The 17,281-nt window shown below is 56.0% G+C and carries 14 protein-coding genes; 11 read left to right on the top strand and 3 right to left on the bottom strand.

The features are described from left to right. The first annotated feature begins 1 nt into the window (after position 1). The 3 genes from cydB to cydC are packed head-to-tail and all read left to right on the top strand — an operon-like array spanning position 2 to position 4,580. On the top strand, positions 2-1,015 hold the full coding sequence (gene cydB, locus MHH28_RS22435) for a cytochrome d ubiquinol oxidase subunit II (protein WP_341183198.1): 1,014 nt from the start codon (positions 2-4) through the stop codon (positions 1,013-1,015). After that, positions 1,015-2,784 (top strand): thiol reductant ABC exporter subunit CydD, encoded by a 1,770-nt coding sequence (cydD, locus tag MHH28_RS22430; protein ID WP_405105703.1) that lies wholly within the window; start codon positions 1,015-1,017, stop codon positions 2,782-2,784. The genes cydB and cydD overlap by 1 nt, the downstream gene beginning before the upstream one ends. Beyond that, on the top strand, positions 2,781-4,580 hold the full coding sequence (cydC, locus tag MHH28_RS22425) for a thiol reductant ABC exporter subunit CydC (protein ID WP_405105701.1): 1,800 nt from the start codon (positions 2,781-2,783) through the stop codon (positions 4,578-4,580). Before cydD ends, cydC begins: the two co-directional genes overlap by 4 nt. 127 nt (positions 4,581-4,707) lie before the next feature. On the opposite strand, the gene MHH28_RS22420 is transcribed toward cydC, so the two are convergent. After that, positions 4,708-6,045 (bottom strand): DUF2252 domain-containing protein, encoded by a 1,338-nt coding sequence (locus MHH28_RS22420; RefSeq protein ID WP_405105700.1) that lies wholly within the window; start codon positions 6,043-6,045, stop codon positions 4,708-4,710. A gap of 151 nt (positions 6,046-6,196) precedes the next feature. Here MHH28_RS22420 and MHH28_RS22415 point away from each other — a divergent pair, with 151 nt between their 5' ends. Together MHH28_RS22415 and MHH28_RS22410 are read left to right on the top strand one after the other, a co-directional pair. Beyond that, entirely contained in the window at positions 6,197-7,978 is a 1,782-nt protein-coding gene (locus MHH28_RS22415) for a M3 family oligoendopeptidase (protein ID WP_405105698.1), read from the top strand. Positions 7,979-8,080: 102 nt separating this feature from the next. Continuing rightward, positions 8,081-8,248 (top strand): CxxH/CxxC protein, encoded by a 168-nt coding sequence (locus MHH28_RS22410; protein ID WP_063829067.1) that lies wholly within the window; start codon positions 8,081-8,083, stop codon positions 8,246-8,248. Between the two features lie 120 nt (positions 8,249-8,368). Here MHH28_RS22410 and MHH28_RS22405 read toward each other — a convergent pair whose 3' ends face one another. After that, positions 8,369-9,781: an MFS transporter gene (locus MHH28_RS22405; protein ID WP_405105695.1), complete on the bottom strand. Its 1,413-nt coding sequence runs from the start codon at positions 9,779-9,781 to the stop codon at positions 8,369-8,371. Between the two features lie 141 nt (positions 9,782-9,922). On the opposite strand from MHH28_RS22405, the gene MHH28_RS22400 reads away from it, so the two are divergent. The 6 genes from MHH28_RS22400 to nikE all read left to right on the top strand — a co-directional run bounded on the left by MHH28_RS22400 (position 9,923) and on the right by nikE (position 15,595). Then, complete coding sequence (locus tag MHH28_RS22400) at positions 9,923-10,282, top strand: ArsR/SmtB family transcription factor (protein WP_405105693.1); 360 nt, start codon at positions 9,923-9,925, stop codon at positions 10,280-10,282. 234 nt (positions 10,283-10,516) lie between these two features. After that, positions 10,517-12,136 carry a nickel ABC transporter substrate-binding protein gene (gene nikA / locus MHH28_RS22395; RefSeq protein ID WP_405105691.1) on the top strand — a complete coding sequence of 540 codons (1,620 nt, stop codon included), beginning with the start codon at positions 10,517-10,519 and terminating at the stop codon, positions 12,134-12,136. Positions 12,137-12,158: 22 nt separating this feature from the next. After that, complete coding sequence (gene nikB / locus MHH28_RS22390) at positions 12,159-13,100, top strand: nickel ABC transporter permease (protein WP_405105689.1); 942 nt, start codon at positions 12,159-12,161, stop codon at positions 13,098-13,100. 2 nt (positions 13,101-13,102) lie between these two features. Beyond that, on the top strand, positions 13,103-13,933 hold the full coding sequence (gene nikC, locus MHH28_RS22385; RefSeq protein WP_405105687.1) for a nickel ABC transporter permease subunit NikC: 831 nt from the start codon (positions 13,103-13,105) through the stop codon (positions 13,931-13,933). Between the two features lie 19 nt (positions 13,934-13,952). Beyond that, complete coding sequence (locus MHH28_RS22380; protein ID WP_405105685.1) at positions 13,953-14,777, top strand: ABC transporter ATP-binding protein; 825 nt, start codon at positions 13,953-13,955, stop codon at positions 14,775-14,777. A 20-nt stretch (positions 14,778-14,797) separates the two neighbouring features. Next, positions 14,798-15,595, top strand: coding sequence for a nickel import ATP-binding protein NikE (gene nikE / locus MHH28_RS22375; protein WP_405117210.1), 798 nt, complete (start codon positions 14,798-14,800; stop codon positions 15,593-15,595). 34 nt (positions 15,596-15,629) lie between these two features. Here nikE and MHH28_RS22370 read toward each other — a convergent pair whose 3' ends face one another. After that, entirely contained in the window at positions 15,630-17,279 is a 1,650-nt protein-coding gene (locus MHH28_RS22370; RefSeq protein WP_405105683.1) for an extracellular solute-binding protein, read from the bottom strand. Between the last annotated feature and the right edge of the window lie 2 nt (positions 17,280-17,281).

The following is a 17,281-nucleotide window of genomic DNA, read 5'->3' as shown; positions in this document are numbered from 1 at the left end:
CATGTCACTTAATGAATTATGGTTTCTGCTGATTGCAGTGCTGTTCGTCGGGTTCTTCTTCCTTGAAGGCTTCGACTTCGGCGTAGGGATGGAGACGCAGATTCTGGCCAAGAATGATACGGAGCGCCGGATACTGATTAACTCGATTGGGCCGTTCTGGGATGCGAATGAGGTATGGCTGATTACGGGTGCAGGTGCGATGTTCGCGGCCTTCCCACATTGGTATGCCACGCTGTTCAGTGGCTTCTATATTCCGTTTGTCTTTGCTCTGCTGGCGTTGATCGCCCGGGGTGTAGCCTTCGAATTCAGAGGCAAACGTGATTCCAAGGCTTGGCAAAAAACATGGGATGTCTGCATCTTCTTCGGCAGCTTCCTGCCGCCGTTCCTGCTCGCTGTGGTATTCGCCAGCTTCATCAAAGGCTTGCCGATCGACAAGGATATGCAGATGTATGCCGGATTCTTCGATATCGTTAATGCTTATACGGTGGTTGCCGGGATAACGGTTGTCCTGCTGTGTCTGGTACACGGGCTGATGTTCACTACGCTCCGTACGCTTGGAGATCTGCAGGAACGGGCGCGTAAGCTGGCCCAGAAGCTGCTGATCCCACTGGCTGCGCTGCTGGTGGCCTTCGTTGTAATGACGTATACTATGACGGATATCTTCGATAAACGCGGAACGCTGCTGTGGATTGTAGTCGTTCTGGGTGTAGCCGCATATCTGCTGGCCGGCTATTTCATGACCAAGAAGAAGGACGGTTATGCCTTCGGAATGACCGGGGCTGTGATGGCGCTGTCTGTCGCTTCGATCTTCATCGGACTGTTCCCGCGGGTCATGATCAGCTCGCTGGATCAGGCGTTCAACCTGACGATTACGAATGCGGCCTCCGGCCAATATTCGCTGAAGGTAATGACCATTGTAGCGCTGACCCTGCTGCCGTTCGTGCTCGGTTATCAGATCTGGAGTTATTTCATCTTCCACAAACGGGTTCATGAGAAGGAGCATCTTGAATACTAATGGATAAAAATTTGCTTGGGTACAAAGGAGTTAAGCCTGTCTTTCTGCTGGTTGGCTTCCTTACCCTGGTGCAAAGCTTCTCCATTCTTCTGCTGGCGAAGTCGCTGGCAGAAGCTGTCTCTGCGCTGTTTGCGGGAGAACCGCTGAAGGAACAAGGGGCTAGAGCGCTCTTGTTCCTTCTTGCGTTTCTTGTGCGTCATGCCTGCGCCCTGCTGATGAGCCGGGCGGCTTACCGCTTCGCGGAAGCGACCGGCAGCAGCATGCGGAGACAGATGATGGACAAGCTGTTCCAGCTGGGGCCAAGGCTGGCTGGCGACCGGGGGACCGGAAATATGGTCACATTAGTGCTTGAAGGAGTAACCAAGTTCCGCACTTACCTGGAGCTGATTATTCCGCGGATGGTCGGTATGGCGGTAACGCCTGCCTTGCTGCTAGTCTATGTATTCACCCTGGATACGTCCAGCGGTGTCATTCTTACCTTAACGATGCCGATTATTATCGTCTTCATGATCCTGATCGGGATGACGGCCCGCAAGCAAATGGACCGTCAGCTGAAGTCTTACCGTACCTTGTCGAATCATTTCGTGGATTCGCTGCGCGGTCTGGAGACGCTGAAATTTCTTGGACGCAGCCGCAGCCACAGTGAGAGTATTGCCACGGTCAGTGACCGCTACCGCTCGGCAACCATGCGGACGCTGCGGGTCGCCTTCCTGTCTTCCTTCGCACTGGACTTCTTCACTATGCTCTCTGTAGCTTCGGTAGCGGTAAGCCTTGGTCTGCGTCTGGTCAATGAGCAGATGACGCTGGTTACCGGACTGACGATCCTGATTCTCGCACCGGAATATTTCCTGCCGGTGCGGCTGGTGGGTGCAGATTTCCATGCCACACTGGACGGCAAGGAGGCTGGCGAAGCGATGAAGAGCATCATCGACCGTGAGACGGTCCAGGCGAAGCTGCTGGAGCCGGGAGAGCTGGGGGCGTTGCCGGAGGATGGCGGACGGTTGCCGGGAACGGTTTTCACGTGGAACAATTATAGCAGCCTGCGGCTGAATGCCGTTGGTGTGAAATATGAAGCGGATGGAGCCGCCTCGCTTGAGGATGTAGACCTTGAGTTCAGCGGATATGCCAAGATCGGTATTATCGGGGAGAGCGGGGCAGGCAAATCTACGCTCGTTGATATTCTGGGCGGCTTCCTTCATCCAACCTCGGGAACCCTTACGATCAATGGAAGCCGTGTCAGTGCGCTGACCGATGAGCATTGGCGGAAGCAGACGGCTTATATTCCGCAGCGTCCGTACATCTTCAGCGGCACCCTGGCCGATAATGTCCGGTTCTATTATCCCGAAGCCACGCAGGAAGCGGTAGCTGCCGCGCTGGAATCGGCAGGCTTATCGAAGCTGGTAGCCTCGCTGCCGGAAGGCTTGGACGAAATGATCGGCGGCGGCGGCCGTTCGCTCAGCGGCGGGCAGGAGCAGCGTGTGGCTCTGGCCCGCGCCCTGCTGAGCAGCCGCCCCGTTATGCTGCTGGATGAGCCGACGGCCCATCTGGACATTGAGACCGAATATGAGCTGAAGGAAACGATGCTGCCGCTGTTCGAGGGCAAGCTGGTGTTCCTGGCTACTCACCGCCTGCACTGGATGATCGACATGGATCTGATTGTCGTTATGCAGCAAGGCCGGGTAGCTGAAATAGGCACACACCCCGAGCTGACCGCTCGGAGGGGTGTGTATTATGAGCTTATTCAAAGTCAATTGGAGGGAATCCATTGAAACGTGAAGGATGGTTTGCTCCCTATTATTCTTCGTACTTCTGGCGGTTCGTGTTAATCATTGTGCTGGGCGCACTGACGGTCTTCTCGGCGTCCTCCCTGATGTACACCTCAGGCTTTCTGATCTCGAAGGCTTCGATTCCGCCGGAAAATATTCTGATGATTTATGTCCCGATAGTCGGCGTACGCACCTTCGGGACCAGCCGGGCTGTGATCCACTATGTCGAGCGGCTGGTGGGACATGACACAATTCTGCGCATCCTGTCGAAGATGCGCGTTCGGCTGTACAATATCCTGGAGCCGCAGGCGCTGTTCCTGTCCTCGCGCTTCCGCACCGGCGATATTCTCGGGATGCTTGCCGATGATATCGAATATTTGCAGAATGTGTATCTTCGTACCGTCTTTCCGGGCATTATTGCGCTCCTGATCTATGCAGCGGCGATGATTGCGCTGGGGACGTTCGATGTGGCCTTTGCCCTGCTTATGGGACTCTACATGCTGGTGCTGGTTGTCGTCTTGCCGCTGATCTCTCTTCTGCTGACCCAGAAGCGTCAGCGCCAGGTGAAGCAGGAGCGGAACCGGCTGTATCAAAAGCTGACCGATGCCGTGCTCGGCCTGGGCGACTGGGTGATCAGCGGGCGGCAGAGCCAATTCGTCGATACGTACGAGGCGGACGAGCAGGCGGTTGCCCGTATAGACGGTTCGCTGCGGCGCTGGGCACGGCTGCGTATGTTCATCGGGCAGGCAGTTGTGGGCCTGGCCGTGTTGTCTCTGTTATACTGGGCGGCCGGACAGTATGCTGAAGGCGCGATTGCCGGAACGCTGATTGCGGCGTTCGTGCTGGTGGTCTTCCCGGTGGCGGATGCCTTCCTGCCCGTATCCGAGGCGGTGGAGAAAATTCCGCAATACCGGAATTCACTGGAGCGGCTGGAGGGCGTGGAGTCTCCGGCGGAGGGTGTACTCGCTGAGGCTGCAAAAGGCAGAAATGCCGAAGCTGCAGCTCAGGCCGCTGCTGCTGCCGAGGCCGCCAAGGCCAGCGGACAGGTGCAGATTGAACTGAAGTCGGCGGGCTACCGCTATGCGGCAGGGGACGACTTCTCCGTTCAGGAGCTCGACCTTACGCTGCCGCAGGGGCGGAAGATTGCCGTCATCGGCCGCAGCGGGGCCGGGAAGTCGACACTGCTCAAGCTGGTGCAGGGCGTGATTGCGCCCACCCTCGGCTCCGTGACGATTAACGGTATTGACGCTGCGGCTTATGGTGAGCGGATTCCGCAGCTCATCGCCGTGCTGAACCAGAGCCCACATCTGTTCGACACCACGGTGGCGAACAATATCCGGCTCGGTGACCCGGAGGCTTCGGAGGCAGCGGTCCAGCAGGCGGCAGCCCTGGCGAAGCTGGATATGCTGGTCTCTTCGCTGCCGGAGGGCTATCATACTCCGGTACGCGAGGCGGGGCAGCGCTTCTCCGGCGGGGAGCGCCAGCGGATCGCCCTGGCCCGGATTCTGCTGCAGAATACACCGGTCGTTGTGCTGGATGAGCCGACCGTTGGTCTTGACCCGCGCACGGAGCGCGAGCTGCTGGCCACGATGTTCGAGGCGATGGCCGGCAAGACGCTGATCTGGGTCACGCATCATCTGGTAGGTGCCGAGCAGATGGACGAAGTGATCTTCATGGAGAACGGCCAGGTAGAGATGCGCGGCACCCACGCTGAGCTAATGGAGCAGCAGCCGCGCTACCGCAGGCTATATGAGCTGGACCGGCCGGGCCAGTATTTGAAGGAAACGCCTGGTGATTAAGGATAGGTTCACATAGATTGAGTCTAGTAGGAATAGTGAGCAAAGAAGCCCTCTCCGCCCGGTTTCGGGTAGAGAGGGCTTCTTTGCTTGAGGGGTAGCAGCAGGCTATCTTGAACGGCCGTAACCTTTATATACCATACTGCCCGGACACCCAGTCCGCGAACATGGCATAGTCTTTCTCCACCTGTCCGGCATAGCCGTAGGCCCATTCAGCAAGATAACGGGCAAAGTCCTCAGGATCATCGCCCATGGCCTTCGCGATCTCATACTCACTGTGATAGTCGAGAATACCTTTGTCGACATCGGAATCAGCGCGGGCATGGATTTTGGCGGTCAGGCTGCCCATCTGCCGGGTCACTGCGGTTAACTCATCCATATCTGTGAGGCTTGCTGCCTTCAGTCTTTTTTTGTACGGGGAACGCTCTCTGACATAGAACTCCCGGCCATCCACCGTCAGGAAGCCAAGGTAGGGATCAGCCTTGTGATGCATAGCCTGCTGGGTCGCGGATACGCGTTTGCCCTGATGGGCGAAGGCTTGCCAGAAGGAGTCCGAATATGGCAGGAAATAGGCAGGAACGGGAACGCGGACTTCTTTGGCCTCCAGGACGGTATCGTCGGTCCCTGCCTGCTCCATACCGCCCTCGATAAGAATATAATAGCGGTTCAGTCCGATGGAAGCCGTCCCCGAGCCGCGTTTGACCGCGATGTCCTTGATCCGGAAATGCTCCTCGTTCAGGCTGCGCGACACCACTGTCTGGGTATAGAAGCCCCAGGCTTGCTCTAGCTGTGCCTGCTCCGCAGCTCCGGGGATCAGCAGCTCCGAGGTCTCCAGGAACACTCTGCTGGTCTGCATCTGGGCGGTAACCTTCTCGAGGAAATGACTCTGCCGGCGCTTCTCCAGCTTACGTAGCAGCTTGCGGACGGGTCCTCTGGCGGTATACTCATCCACTACATAGCTTCCGGGATGGTCTTTGTGGTCACAGAAACGGTGAATTTGCCGGTAATAAGCCTCCGCATAGCTGAGGATGAGCTTGTGCTGTTCATCCTGACCATGACCAAGCTGCCTGGCGACAAGCGCTAGACTGACCGCCATCCGCAGCAGATCATACAGATAGGACCCGACATACCCCTCGTCAAAATCATTCACATCATACACAATCGCCCCGTCCTCACTTCGGAAGGCGCCGAAGTTCTCGAAATGCAGATCTCCTTGAATCCAGGTAGGCCGGCTTGGCGAGCTATGGTAGGGAAAGTATTGTCTTGTCGTGTCAAAATAGAACAGATAAGCGCTCCCCCGGTAGAAGGAAAAGGCGCTTTGCGCCATTTTGCTGTATTTTTCCCTTCGGTTATCAGGGGACAGGCTCATAATGCTGCCATCAAATTCGTCAAAAACAGAAATCAGCAGATCTCTGCGCAGCTTGGAACGTGTACGTATAACTCCTTCGGTGATCGATTGATTGACCATGTGGCGCTCCTTTCCAGGTATCGGTAATGGCTGGTACAGTTGATTATAGCTGTTATTTCCGTGGACTTCTAACTTGGCGTGTATGATATACTGAAATGGATTTTCTTGTAAGGGGTGCTCCCTGTGACTATAGTTAAGGAGAGGTTAATGAATGGAATTAACATGGAATCTGGACCGGATCTATCCCTCCTTCGAGTCGGAGGGATTTCAGCAGGACCGCAGGCGGGTGGAGACGCTTGCCGGGGAGCTGAATACATGGCCAGCCCCGCAGATCGTTAGTGGACAGGTTGCTGCTGACCGGATGGAAGCGTTCCTCAGACAATATAATAATTATCAACGGCTGTATTTGCGTCTGTTCAGCTATGCGGAGCTGCGGTTTAGTGCGGACAGCAATAATGTGGAAGCCGTCAATCTGATGGACGAGCTGGAAGAGGTGACCAGCGGGGCGAATGAAGCTCTGGTCCGCTTCAGCAAGTGGCTGGCAGGGGTAAGCGCCGAGGAGCTGGGACAGAGTCTCCGTTCCAACACTTATCTGGAGCAGCATAGCTTCTATCTGCGCGGACTACAGGGCAAATCGCAGCATATGCTCAGTGCGGAAGGGGAGGCGGTGATTGCCCGGATGCAGAGCACCGGCTCGAAGGCATGGGAGCGGCTGTACATGCGGACGCTGTCTACACTGCGGAGCGATATGGAGCTGGCCGGGGTGAAGCGCAGTGTGACACTGGCGGAGCTGCGCAATCTCGTCTATGACCCCGATCCTGCGGTAAGACAGGCGGCGGCTGAAGCAGAGCATGAAGCCTGCCGTAGCGTGGCGGAGCAGAGTGCCGCCTGTATCAATGCCGTGTGCGGGGAGGCGGCGGCCGTCTATGTGCTGAGAGGCTATGCATCCCCGCTGCATAAGGTGCTGGAAGCAGCGCGGATGGATGAGGAGACGCTGGAGGTGATGCTTCAGGCCATCCGGGAGAGCCTGCCGGTCTTCCGGCAGTATTATGCCGAGAAGGCGAGACGCCTGGGGTATACAGGGGGACAGCTGCCATTCTGGGATGTTTTTGCGCCCATCGGCCTGGAATCTTCGGCCCGCATCACCTATGCTGAGGCCCAGGCGATGATTATCGCGGGGTTCAGCAGGTTCAGCTCTGGGCTGGGCGGGTTCGCCCGCAAGGTGTTCGAGCAGCGCTGGATCGATGCCGAGCCGCGCAGCGGGAAGGGGAATTTCGGGATGTGTGTCGATATTGTCCCGATTGGCGAGAGCCGGATCATTACGAGCTTCCACGGCCAATATATAGATGTAAGTGTGCTGGCCCACGAGATTGGGCATGCGTATCACAGCAGTCGCCTCGCGGGACATACGATGGTTAACACGGAGTATCCGGTGCCGATTGCGGAGACAGCGTCGATTTTTTGCGAGAGTCTGATTCATGTAGAACTCTTAAACTCACTGCCAGTGGAGGAAGCGGACGCAATCCTGGAACGGAGCCTCTCGGATGCGGGATATTATATTGTCGATTTCTATGCCAGATACTGCTTCGAGAGCGGGTTATATGCCCGCAGATCATCCGGTCCCCTGTCCGTGGAAGAGTTAAACGATCTGATGCTGGAGTCAATGGTTGCTGCTTACGGGGAGAGCGTACTGCCGGGCTCGATTCATCCGTACCAGTGGATCAGCAAGGCGGGATACTATATGGCCGGCAATGAGTTCCTGAACTTCCCGTATTCCTTCGGACTGTTGTTCTCCAAGGGGCTGTATGCCCAGTACCAGAAGCAGGGGCAGGCGTTCGTGAGCCGCTATGAACAGTTCCTCTCAGCGACCAGTACCCGGAGCATTGCAGACGCTGCGAAGCTGATGGATATTGATGTGCATTCCCTGGATTTCTGGCAGGAGGCGCTCGGATTCATTGCCGGGGATGTCCGGAAATTTACGGGGCGGGGATAAGGGCGCGTTTTGCGCGGCGGGAGGTTCCTTTTTGCGGGGAAGTATGGTAGAACAGTAGTATAAGTCTACGCCGCAGCGGCACAGAAAGGGATGCTTGATTGAATGTATGTAGTCTGTAAGGAACACGTAGAGCTGGCCATCGACAAATTTGTGGACGAGTACGAGGATGCACCAGATGTAGTCGATCTGAAGGAGACGGAGTTCTCGGACTGGGACCCGCCGGCGAAATGTGCGGAATGCGAACGAAATGCGGAATATCTGGTCGTCTGAGGACTGCCGGAATTAGAAACACCCTGCGGCCGGGAAGGCTGCAGGGTGTTTTGGCATGCGGGTAAGGGCTGCGGCTCAATAGATAGAACTGAAGAATTGATGTTACGGAAAAGGTAGCTTTCAGCAGTCTGCCGCCTTCGCTATATCGGACAGCCTTCTGCGCTGACTGCCCCGCAGGTAGATGAAGGCGGAGCCAATCGCCACGATGGCCGCAGCCGATAATCCCCAGTAGATGTTGGAGTAAGCGGCCTGAAGCGGCAAGCTGCGCTGCCATTCCAGGGCGCTGGCGGCCATCGCTACACTGAAGGCTCCGCTGAAGAATTGCAGCAGCTGGAAGAGTCCCATGCCGGAGCCGATCTGCGAAGCAGGCAGGATACGCGAGATTTCATTCGATACGCTGCTCGACAGCACGGTGAACGACAGGCTCATAATCATGTAGACGAGCATGACGGCGATCCAGGATTGTCCGGCGAATAAGGCGAACAATACGGTGGCGGCCAGAACGAGCAGCGGTGCGAAGCGCAGGATTCCGGCATTGCCGTAGCGGTCAATCATCCGCCCGACCATGCGGGAGACGAAGATAGCCAGCAGCGAGCCCGGGAAGATGACAAGCCCGGCATGGCTGGCGCTGAAGCCGAAGCGGTGAGTCAGAATCTGCGGCAACAGGAACAGGGTGGCGAAGCTGCACAGATAAGACGTAACCCCGATCAGCGCCAGTACCAGATAGGGCCGGTTGCTGAACAGCACAGGCAGGACGAATGGATCAGGAGTCGTGCGGATACGCCCTACAAATAAGGCAATCGCGGCGATGCCGGCGATCAGCGCGATCCACAGTCCGCTGGTCAGGAACAGCAGCAGACCGGTGGTGCCCACGCCGAGGAAGATCCCGCCAAGGACGTCGAATGAGCCGCTGGCCGGGACTTCCTTCGGAAGCAGGATCAGGAACAGCGGCACCAGCAGCAGAATGGCCGCAGTGACTGCGAACAGCCAGGTCCAGCCGAGGTATTCAACGATGGAGCCGCCGGCTACCGGACCCAGGCCCAGTCCCAGGGAGACGGCCGACATGATCGTCGCCATGGCTTTGCCGCGTCGGGCCTGCGGAATGTATCGAGTGAACAGAACTAGGGACAGCGACATCACAGCGCCCGCACCTGACGCTTGCAGAATACGCACAATCAGCAGGAAAATGAAGCTGGTGCTGAAGAATCCGGCCACAGCCGCAAGCCCTAAGGTGAGCAGCCCGATAACCAGCAGCCGGCGGATCGGCAGGAAATCCGAGAGCCGGCTGTATGTGATTGAGGCAATAGAGAACATGATGGAATACCCGGTTACAATCCAGGAGGCAGACGCTGCTGTGATGCCGAAGGTCTCGGTTACATCAGGCAGGGCCAGATTGAACATCGCAGTATTCATTATAACGAGAACGACAGCAACGCTGAATAACAGAGTTAATAGTCCTTCCCGTGGAAGGGCTGCTTGCGGAGCAGCCTTAGAATGCTCTTGATCGCCCTCAGAAGCAGGTGATGAGGTCATGAGAATGCCACTCCTTCATTATGTTATTGTATAGTTCGATTACTTGCGAACTATTGAAATATAGCATGCGCTAATGTAAAATGCAATTAGGAAATGATCGAGAAATGCAGTACTATTCTATACTCTGAAGGAGTCTTATTCATGAAGCAGCTCCATCATCCGGACCGCAAGGACATTCAGCTCGCCTCGGTCTTATATGCGCTTAGCGACCCCATCCGTCTATATGTAGTGTCGGAGATCTGTAACCACGGCCCGCAGGCCTGCAACAGCTTCAAGGTGCCGATTGCCAAGTCCACGCTGACCCACCATGCCCGGACGCTGCGTGAAGCGGGTGTAATTCATACGCGTGTGCAGGGTACACAGCGGATTCTGTCCCTGCGGGCGGAAGATTTGGAAGAGCGGTTCCCCGGGCTGCTGAATTCGGTATTACAGGCTTACGAAGGGCCCGGGCCGGGTGAGGGGTTCGGGGAACCGGAAGAAGAGACGCAGGAGCAGGGTTAGCTTAGAATGGCAGGAGTGTCAGGCAGGGCTACAATAAGACCCTTGCCACTAGAATACCTTTCACCTTCATATAATGTATATATAACTGCCGCTCCAGCGTTCTGGAGTGGTTTTTGTTTGATTATACAGATATAGGTATGACAAGCGTTACCATTGACAAAATTGTGTCGGGTACAGTAATATTTTAATTTATAATGATAATCATTCTCGATTAGAAAAGAGGAAGTCAACGCTATGTTTGCAACTAAGAGTAAAAGGCTGATCCATGGCTTGCTCATATTATTAGCTATTTCTATGGTAGTTACAGGCTGTTCAACGAACAATACAGTAAATTCATCAAGCGCCGGGGGAGAGCAGAACGCCAAGACGATCACGATGGCGTGGCCCCGGGATATCGGTTCGATGAATCCGCATGTGTATAATCCCTCGCAGTTGTTAGCTCAATCAATGATCTATGAGCCGCTTGTCAGTTATCAGGATGGGAAGATTGTTCCTGCGCTGGCCGAGTCCTGGACGCTATCGCCCGAGGGCAAGGTATACACGTTCAAGATACGCAGCAATGTCAAATTCTCGGACGGAACGGCTTTTACCGCCCAGCTGGTGAAGAAGAATATGGATGCCGTCTTACATAATAAGAAGATGCATACGTGGCTGGGAGTGATCCCGCTGATTGAGAAGACAGAGGTGCTGGATGATACTACGTTCCGGCTCACGCTGAAGGAGTCTTATTATCCGGCACTGTATGATCTAGCGGTTGTGCGGCCTGTACGCTTCCTTGGCGAGGCGGGCTTCCCGGAGGATGGCGATACGTCCAAAGGCGTGAGCAGCCCTATTGGAACCGGCCCCTGGGTCCTGGCTGAGTATAAGAAGGATGAGTGGGCAGCATTCACACCCAATCCTTATTATTGGGGCGAGAAGCCAAGGGTGGATAAGGTGGTAGTGAAGGTGATTCCCGATGCGCAGACCCGTGTGCTGTCTTTTGAAAAAGGGGATGTGGACCTGATGTACGGCGAAGGCCTGATCAGCTATGACGCCTACAAAGAGCTTGAGAACACCGGGAAGTACGTCACTCAGCTGTCTGAGCCGGTCGCAACCCGCAATCTGGTGCTGAATACCATGAATGCGAAGCTGGCTGATCTTAAGGTTCGCCAGGCACTTAGCATGGGCTACAACAAGGAAGCGATGGTAGAAGGGGTAACGCTGGGACTGGAGGAGAAGGCGGACTATATCCTGCCACCTAATTTGCCTTACGCCAATATTCAGGTGAGCCCTGTGAAGTATGATGTGGAGCAAGCGAATGCGCTTCTGGACGAGGCGGGCTGGAAGCTGCCTGCAGGTGCAGGCGTGCGGGAGAAGGACGGGCAGCCGCTTGAGCTGGAGCTGATGTATGACAAGGCCGATCTGACCATGAAAGCAATGGCGGAGACCCTGCAGGCCGAATGGTCGGCGATTGGCGTGAATCTGAAGATTACCGGTGTGGAGCTGACTGTCTACATCCAGCGGAGAAAAGCCAACGAGTTCGATATGAATTTCTACTCCACCTTCGGTGCGCCGTATGACCCGCATTCCTTCATGACGGCCGTTGCACAACCGGGCTACGGGGTCTCGGATACTCTGGCTGCCTTGCCGATGAAGGCTGAGATTGACAAGAAGATCAAGGCAGGCATGGCCACAACAGATGATACAGCACGTACTGAGCTGTTCGGCTCTGTTCTTACTACGCTGCAGGAACAGTCGTCGATCCTTCCGATCTCTTATATCAAGCAGATTGCAGTGTACCGGAATGAAGTAGCGGGCTTCACGTTCCCGTCCAACCGGGATGAATATCCACTTCGTGGAATTGAGAAGAAGTAGCAGTCTTTCGGGAGGGTTCTAAGTGGGAATTTATATCGGGAAAAGAGTTCTATCTATCATTCCCATCATTCTGTTCTCCTCGCTGCTGATGTTCATGATGGTCCGGGTGGGGCCGGTGGACCCGGCTGAGGCCTATCTGGCTGCAGCCCATATCCAGCCGGATGATGAAGTGCTGGCCGCCAAGCGGCATGAATTCGGGCTGGATCAGCCGCTGCTGGCGCAATATGCCCAGTCTGTCGTCCGGCTTGTGCGACTGGATTTCGGTCATTCCTACATGTCCAATCTGCCCGTATGGGAGGAAGTTGCACAGAAGCTGCCCGCAACCCTCCAGCTTGCCTCCGCCAGCATCGTGCTGGCACTGGTGGTGAGCATCCCGCTCGGGGTGTTATCGGCGATCTACAAAAACCGGCTGGTGGATCACATGATCCGGGTGTTTGCATATATTGGTGCCTGTGTTCCGGTCTTCTGGATCGGCTATCTGCTGATGTTCTTTCTCTCAGTCAAGCTGGAATGGCTGCCTGTGGAAGGCAGAGGGTCCGTGCAGCACCTGATTCTTCCTTCGATTACTCTGGCGCTCTGGCTCATTGCCATCTACGCCCGCCTGCTGCGGACAACCGTCCTGGAAGAGCTGAAGGAGGCCTATGTCCGTTATGCCCGGGCGAGAGGGATCAAGGAACGTGTCATTCTGTATAAATACGTGCTGAGAATCGCCATCGCGCCGCTTATTACGGGACTGGGGATCAATCTGGGGAAGCTGCTGACAGGAGCGATTATCGTGGAGCAGGTATTTTCCTGGCCGGGATTCGGACGTTACTTCATTGAAGCGATCATTAACCGTGATCTTCCGGTGATTCAATGCTATGTCCTGCTCTCTGTCTGTGTGATCGTCATGAGCAACCTGGCCGCCGATCTGCTCCAGCTGTTCCTTGACCCGCGAATCGCGCGCAAAGGGAGGACCACCTAAGGATGAGCTACTTCAAGAGCGGGTTCAAAGGCAGGAGGGTAATCGTTATATGCGGCAGCCTCTTGATCCTTTTTGGTCTTGCCGGGCTATTGGCTCCGTGGATTTCACCGCATGACCCGATACGGGTGAACCTGGCGGTGAAGCTCAGTCCGCCCTCATGGGAATATCTTCTGGGGACAGACCAGCTTGGCCGGGACAATCTATCCAGACTATTGTATGGAACCCGGATATCCCTGGGCGTTGCCTCCCTGATTTTTGCCGCTTCCTTGGGGGTAGGGCTATTCCTCGGAGTGGTCTCGGGGTACATCGGCGGGTGGCTGGATGCTGTGCTGATGCGGTTGTGCGATGGAATCATGTCTTTTCCCAGTATGATCCTGGTCTTCGGTCTGGTCGGGATTCTGGGGCCGGGTCTGTCTCAACTGGTCATTGCGCTGATGCTGGTACAATGGGTGTACTTCGCCCGGATGTTCCGCAATATGATTGTCAGCTTGAAGGAGCGGAATTTCATTACGGCAGCGCGGATCAGCGGCTCCTCCTCATGGCAGATCATGAGAAGGCACCTCATTCCAAATATTCTGCCTTCCATTGTGGTGATTGGTACGCTTGAGATGGGCTGGGCGATTATGGATATCTCCGCAATGTCCTTTCTAGGTCTGGGCGTCCAGGCTCCTACACCGGAATGGGGAGCGATGCTGAACGAAGGGAAATCCTTCATCCGCAATCATCCGGAGCTGATGCTCTATCCGGGACTGATGATTATCATGGTTGTAGCTTCGTTTAATCTGTTAGGCGAAGCCCTGTCTGAACGGTATGGGATCAAACGAGGCTCCTGAAAGAAGGAATGAGCGAATCATGGAACAATCGGAAGTGGTGCTGCAGGTGAAGGGCCTGAAGGTATCCGTGGAGACAGAGACAGGGTATCTGCCCCTTGTAGAGGATGTTCACCTGGAGCTGAAGCCGGGGCGTGTGCTGGGTCTTGTGGGGGGAAGCGGCAGCGGAAAAACCGTGACGTCGCTAGCGCTCCTGCAGATGCTGGACCGGCAGACGAGCGTGATCGAAGGCAGTATCCGGCTCCATACACGTGAGCTGAACGGACTCCCGGAGAAGGACATGCGCGGGATTCGCGGCAGCCAGATGGCCTTGATTATGCAGAATCCGATGACGGCCTTCTCTCCGGTGTATACCATAGGAGTGCAGTTTATGGAGTCGATCCGTACACACACTAAGCTGGGTAAAAAAGAAGCAAAAGCCTGCGCGCTGCGCTCCATGGCCGATGTGAATCTGCCCGATCCCGCATCGCTGCTGGGGAAGTATCCGTATGAGCTAAGCGGCGGGATGCTGCAGCGGGTGATGCTGGCGCTAACCATGTGCCTGAAGCCATCCGTGATCATTGCCGATGAGCCTACCACAGCTCTGGATGTGACGAATCAGCTCCAGGTGCTGCGGCAACTGGACCGGGTGCGGCAGGAGCATGGAACTGCCATTCTGCTGATCTCCCATGACCTTGGCGTAATTGCAGAGCTGGCCGATGAGGTAGCGGTTATGCAGCACGGGCGGATTGTGGAGACGGCCGATGTATACGAATTATTCGACCATCCCCGGCATGAATACACCCGGGAGCTGCTCGCGGCTAGGCCCATGCTCCAGCTCAGTCCGCAGCAAGGGGGCAGTCTATGACCGGAACAGAGGCGGAATACATGCTTGAGGTCAGGGACGTTACCCATGCCTATACGTCATCCCGGCTGTGGGGACGTTCCTATGCGAAAGACAATGTTCTGTCCCGCATGTCGCTGCATATTGAAGAGGGGACCTGCCTGGGGCTGCTGGGATCGAGCGGAGCGGGTAAAAGCACACTGGGCCGGATTATCCTCGGGCTGGAGAAGCCCCGGGAGGGCCAAGTGCTGTTTCAGGGCCAGAATCTGTATGATCTGAACCCGCAGGCGCGCCGGAACATCCGCCGGGATCTGCAGGTGGTATTCCAGGACTGTTACTCTGCGGTGAATCCCCGGATGACCGCAGAGCAGATCATTGGGGAGCCGCTGCACAATTATGAATCCTTAACGGTTCAGGAGCAGAAGCGGAAGGTTTCTGAGCTGCTGGAGTGTGTCGGACTAAGCGCGGCAGATATGAACAAGCAGCCCTTCCAGTTCAGTGGAGGGCAGCTGCAGCGCATTAATATCGCCAGGGCGATAGCGCTGAAGCCCAAGCTCATCGTACTGGATGAGGCGGTCAGCAGCCTGGATATGATTAACCAGGCGAATATTTTGCGGCTGCTGGGTGAGCTTCGGGCTGCGTTCGGCCTATCCTATCTGTTCATCACCCATGATATCAAGGCAGCCTGTATGATCTCAGATGCGCTGGCGGTCATGGATAAGGGCGAGATTGTGGAATATAACGACAGTAAGGAGCAGTTGCTGCGGTCCTCGCATCCTGCGGTCCGGGGCTTACTGGATTCCATGCTGGCCGATCATCCGCGCAACCGGCACAGGACTTGAGTATACATCGAAGCTACGGCCCCACTGTGTGGGGTTATTTTAGTTTTGGCTCCCCGTTGTGGTGTGGCACATGCTCCTTATAGGACGCATTCGCTTCCTCCAGCACCTCTGCTCCACCTGCCGCCAGGAACTCCTCCACGAACTCCCCGAATTCCTCCAGCGGGCGCTCCCCGGTGATGAAGGCAATGTACGCCTGGTCTCTTAGCTTAATAAGCCCAGGGCCGTTCCTGATCAAAGAGGGAGTAGCCACCTCCAAGGCATTATAGATGCCGTCTTGATCCAGTCCCAAGGTTGCCGCCCACTGCTCGCTACGGCCGGCAGGAAGGATAGGCAGAGTCATGCCGATCCCCGCGCCAATTGTATTCTGGTAGCTGAACATATGGTTATACGGCGGCAGCAGGATGATGTCCTTCTTGTCCGTTCCGGCCCAGTCCCAGTGTGTCCCCTGAATACCATACTGCAGAGATGCTGCCTCATCGGGGTCAGGATTGGCGCTGACGTAGTCCAGCAGCTGGAGGATCTTCTCCAGCTTGCCCGGCTCCTGGGCGGCATCTGCGCCAATGGTAGTGAAGCTCATCAGCATATCGTAGGCTTTGGAGCCGCGTCTGCCGTCCGGCCCGCTAACCGGCCGCCCGAAAGCGATCTTGGCCTGCGGCTGCTTGACGGTTAACTCCTTGACGTTAAACATTGCTTCTACCGGAACCAGCCTGGCTGCCTTCTGGTCATCCAGTTTCCAGTCCGTATAAGCTCCTGCCTGTGTCCAGTGATAATAATTGCCCATGGAGGTCATGCCGATCCGCCCGTTAATGAAGGCGTGCGACAGATGCTTGTAGCCTCCGCTATTCTCCCCGGTGATGAACTCGGGATCGATAACCCCGTCCCGGTACCATGTGCGGAGATGACGCAGTGCTTCCTGCATGTCCGGCTCCAGAGCACCAATGACCAGCCCCTGATCCTTCCGGCTGAAGTAGAGCTGGTCCGTGAAGACCATCTGCCCGAAGGCGCCGAAGACGACATTCATCCCCTCCTGCGACAAGCCGTAGGTATCGCGGATACCGTTGCCGTCCGGGTCCTGGTTCGCAATGGCATAGATGACCTTCTCGAAATCGGCCAGTGTGTCCGGCACCTTAAGGCCGAGCTTGTCCAGCCAATCCTGCCGGTAGACCACAGGGACCCGATAGATATTGGTAGGATTAATGACCGGAATGCCATAATAGGACCCGTTAATGCGGCCATATTGCTGATAGGCCGGTGCATGCTCGCGGATGGCCTTAAGAATATGGGGAGCGTAGGTGTTCAGCAATTCCTCAGGAATTGGGGCGAGCACGCCCTGCTGCTGGTACTTCAACAGATCCTGGGTCTGCCGGACCCGGAACAGGTCGGGAATGCGGCCTTGCACCAGCTTCAGATCGAGCAGGGATTCATAGTTGTTGTTCGGCAGATTCCAGAAGTCCAGATCAACCTTGAACTTCTGCTCCAGCTCCCGCACCATGACGGCATCCTCCGCAACCGGCAGATTCTGATGCATGGTCCAGGAGATTGTGAGCTTCGGGGCAGAGGGGGCGGGAGCGGCAGAAGCCGGAGTGTCCTGTGACTCTTGTATCGGCGGCGAGAGTGAAGCAGGCTGTCCGCTGCAGCCGCTGATCAGCCCCAGGAGCAGCAAGAGTACTAATCTTTTATACATAG

Source organism: Paenibacillus sp. FSL K6-1217 (assembly GCF_045040735.1).
In the GTDB taxonomy this organism is placed as follows: Bacteria; Bacillota; Bacilli; order Paenibacillales; family Paenibacillaceae; genus Paenibacillus_AQ.
The sequence above is the reverse complement of the archived record's forward strand: the minus strand, read 5'-3'. Positions and strand labels throughout refer to the sequence as shown.